This is a genomic window from Salinisphaera orenii subsp. halophila YIM 95161, from assembly GCF_003732545.1.
Classification (GTDB): domain Bacteria; phylum Pseudomonadota; class Gammaproteobacteria; order Nevskiales; family Salinisphaeraceae; genus Salinisphaera; species Salinisphaera orenii_A.
In genome coordinates this window covers 1-2,574 of sequence record NZ_AYKF01000005.1, presented here as the reverse complement: position 1 = coordinate 2,574, position 2,574 = coordinate 1, and the positions used below count along the sequence as shown (strand labels likewise).

The window sequence follows — 2,574 nt, the reverse complement described above, 5'->3', positions numbered from 1 at the left end:
TCAAATCGTGTTCTGCAAGGCGCGAGTCGCCGATCGTGGCGCGCCACGATCAAGACTGGCAACGCCGCAGATGTACGGTCCACAATCATCGGTAACACCTTTGTGCATATACATGGGTGACACATTTTTACACTGGCAGCTTGGTTGTACTGAGCGTGCTCGTGCCCTGGAAAGATGTGAAGCCGATGGATCAGAAGATACTGTTTGTCAGCGATTATCTGCGTCAGACCGATACGGTCAGTGCGCTGTGTCGGCGCTACGGCATCAGTCGCAAGACCGGCTACAAATGGATTAACCGCTTCGCCGAACACGGCGCCGAGGGGCTGTTCGAGCGCTCGCGCGTACCGGCCGCTCATCCGGCGACCACGCCATATATCGTGCGCCGGCGCGTCATCGAACTGCGCACGACCACGCGTCTGACGCCCGGGGCGCGCCAGATCCGAACGCTGCTGCAACAGCGCTATCCCGAACTGTCTGCGCCGGCCACCTCGACCATCAACAAGATTCTGCGCCAAGCCGGGTTGTCGGCACCGAGGCAGACGAAGAAACGCTACGACCGCGATCCACGTCCCCTCAAGCAATCCAGCCGATCCAACGAGCTCTGGAGCGTGGACTTCAAAGGCCAGTTCAAACTGGGCAACGGACGCTGGTGCTATCCGTTGACCGTGATGGACGATCGCAGCCGCTATCTGCTGGGCGCGCGAGCCCAGCAGGGCACGGATCTGCGCACAACTCGGGCGGCGTTCGTACGACTGTTTCGCCGATACGGTCTACCTGAGCGTATCCGCAGCGACAACGGCACGCCGTTCGCCAGCCGGGCCACCGCCGGCTTGTCACGACTGTCGATCTGGTGGATCCAGCTTGGCATCTGTCCGGAGCGTATTCCGCCCGGCCGACCCCAGCACAACGGCCGCCACGAGCGCATGCATCGCACGCTCAAACAGCATACCGTCCGGCCGGCGCGGTACTCGATGGCGGCGCAGCAGCGCTGCTTCGATGACTTCCAAAATGCCTACAACGACGAGCGTCCGCACCAGGCGCTGGCCATGACAGCGCCGGCGTCCCACTACGCGGCGTCACCCCGACCCTACCCGGCCCGGCCGCCGGACATCGAATACCCCGGCTATTTCGAGGTCCGTCGTGTGGCCAACAGCGGTCTGGTCTATATCGCCAACCGCGTCGTGTATGTCTCGCACCTGCTCGTCGGCCACGACATCGGCCTCGAGCAGATCGACGAGAATCAATGGGACGCGTATTTCAGTTTCTACCGCTTGGGTCGGATCAACCTGCCCAAGCGAGCGGGCGGCTACTGCCGCGTTCGGGTGTAACCCATGTTCATGCACACATGTGTTACCGATGTATTTGACCCGTACACAGAGCGCCCCTGGTCGATTGTTTATGGGAGGCCCAACCCTGCGGGGCAAGCGCTGTTGTGCGGCAATCCAGCGTTGTAGCCCGCTTGTGCAGAGTCACTGCACGGCGCGCACTACGCCTCGTCTTGCCGCACAACAGCGCTCGGCGCGGGCTCGTATGGAGCGTTAACAGGCCCCAGCACCGACCGCATCCCCGGGCCTCCGGGTTAAGTGCGGGTTCATGGCACGGCGTTATGTTTGGGGCTGAATACCATCCCGACACAGAGGCAACGCCATGTTCAGGAAAACAGCGATCGCAATCGGGCTCGCCGTGGCCGCCGGTGCCGGCAGCGTGATGGCCCAGGACAGCATGCAGAACAGCGGCGAGCGAAACGCCGGCGCCGAACGTCAAACGCCGATGAGCGACAGCGCCCTGCGCACGCGTTTCGACGCGCTCGATGCCAACGGCGACGGTGTGCTCAGCCGGTCGGAGGCCGCCGACAGCGAGGAGGTCGCCGAAATCTACGACTCGCTGGACACGAGTGCCACGATCGAGGACCGTGAAAGCCAGAGCAGCCCCGGCGGCATCACCTTCGATCAGTTCCAGGCGGGGATGCAGGCCCGCGGTGCCGGCGTGGTCGGCCCGGCGGTTTCCGGCGGCCAGACGTACATCATCATGCGCGACGGCACGCGCCGTTTGAAAGACGCGGACGGCCAGTCGGGCGGTGACATGTCGCAGGACGCTGACATCCGCCGGGGCGACTAGCCACCGTGTGACCGGCGCCGTCTGACGCGCTATCCGTTCGACCGGGCCTTGCGGACGGTCGCCCGGTCGTGATCGGACACCACCCCACGCGCGGTGCAGCGCCGTTAGTTGATCCAGCGCCTTGACGCATGAACGCCCGCGGCGTGCCGCGGGCGTTTCTCGTCATAACGCCGATGCTTGCCCAATCGTCGGAGTTTCCCATTCGACATGTCAGGATCGGCCCGTCCCCGGTTGCCGATCGCGGGCGGCGTCGATAGGCGCGATGCGCGCATGGCGATTGCCGCAGCCGATATACGTCCCGGCCCGGGCAGCGGAGCGGCAGCGCCCGATTCCGCGGCTCGCCCGGCGGCCCCGATAGCGGCCATGAAAAAACCCGGCGCAGGGCCGTAATGCCGTTCACTTAAGCGGGGAAGCCTGCTTATTCACGGGATAGCGGGTCTTGGACATCTTCACCGC

2 protein-coding genes are annotated in these 2,574 nt (G+C 64.3%); both read left to right on the top strand.

Annotation, left to right across the window (positions count from 1 at the left end; genetic code table 11):
• Positions 1-185 precede the first annotated feature (185 nt).
• Entirely contained in the window at positions 186-1,328 is a 1,143-nt protein-coding gene (locus tag SAHL_RS01665; RefSeq protein WP_123589689.1) for a DDE-type integrase/transposase/recombinase, read from the top strand.
• Between the two features lie 319 nt (positions 1,329-1,647).
• Complete coding sequence (locus SAHL_RS01660) at positions 1,648-2,118, top strand: EF-hand domain-containing protein (protein ID WP_148045445.1); 471 nt, start codon at positions 1,648-1,650, stop codon at positions 2,116-2,118.
• The last annotated feature ends 456 nt before the right edge of the window (positions 2,119-2,574 follow it).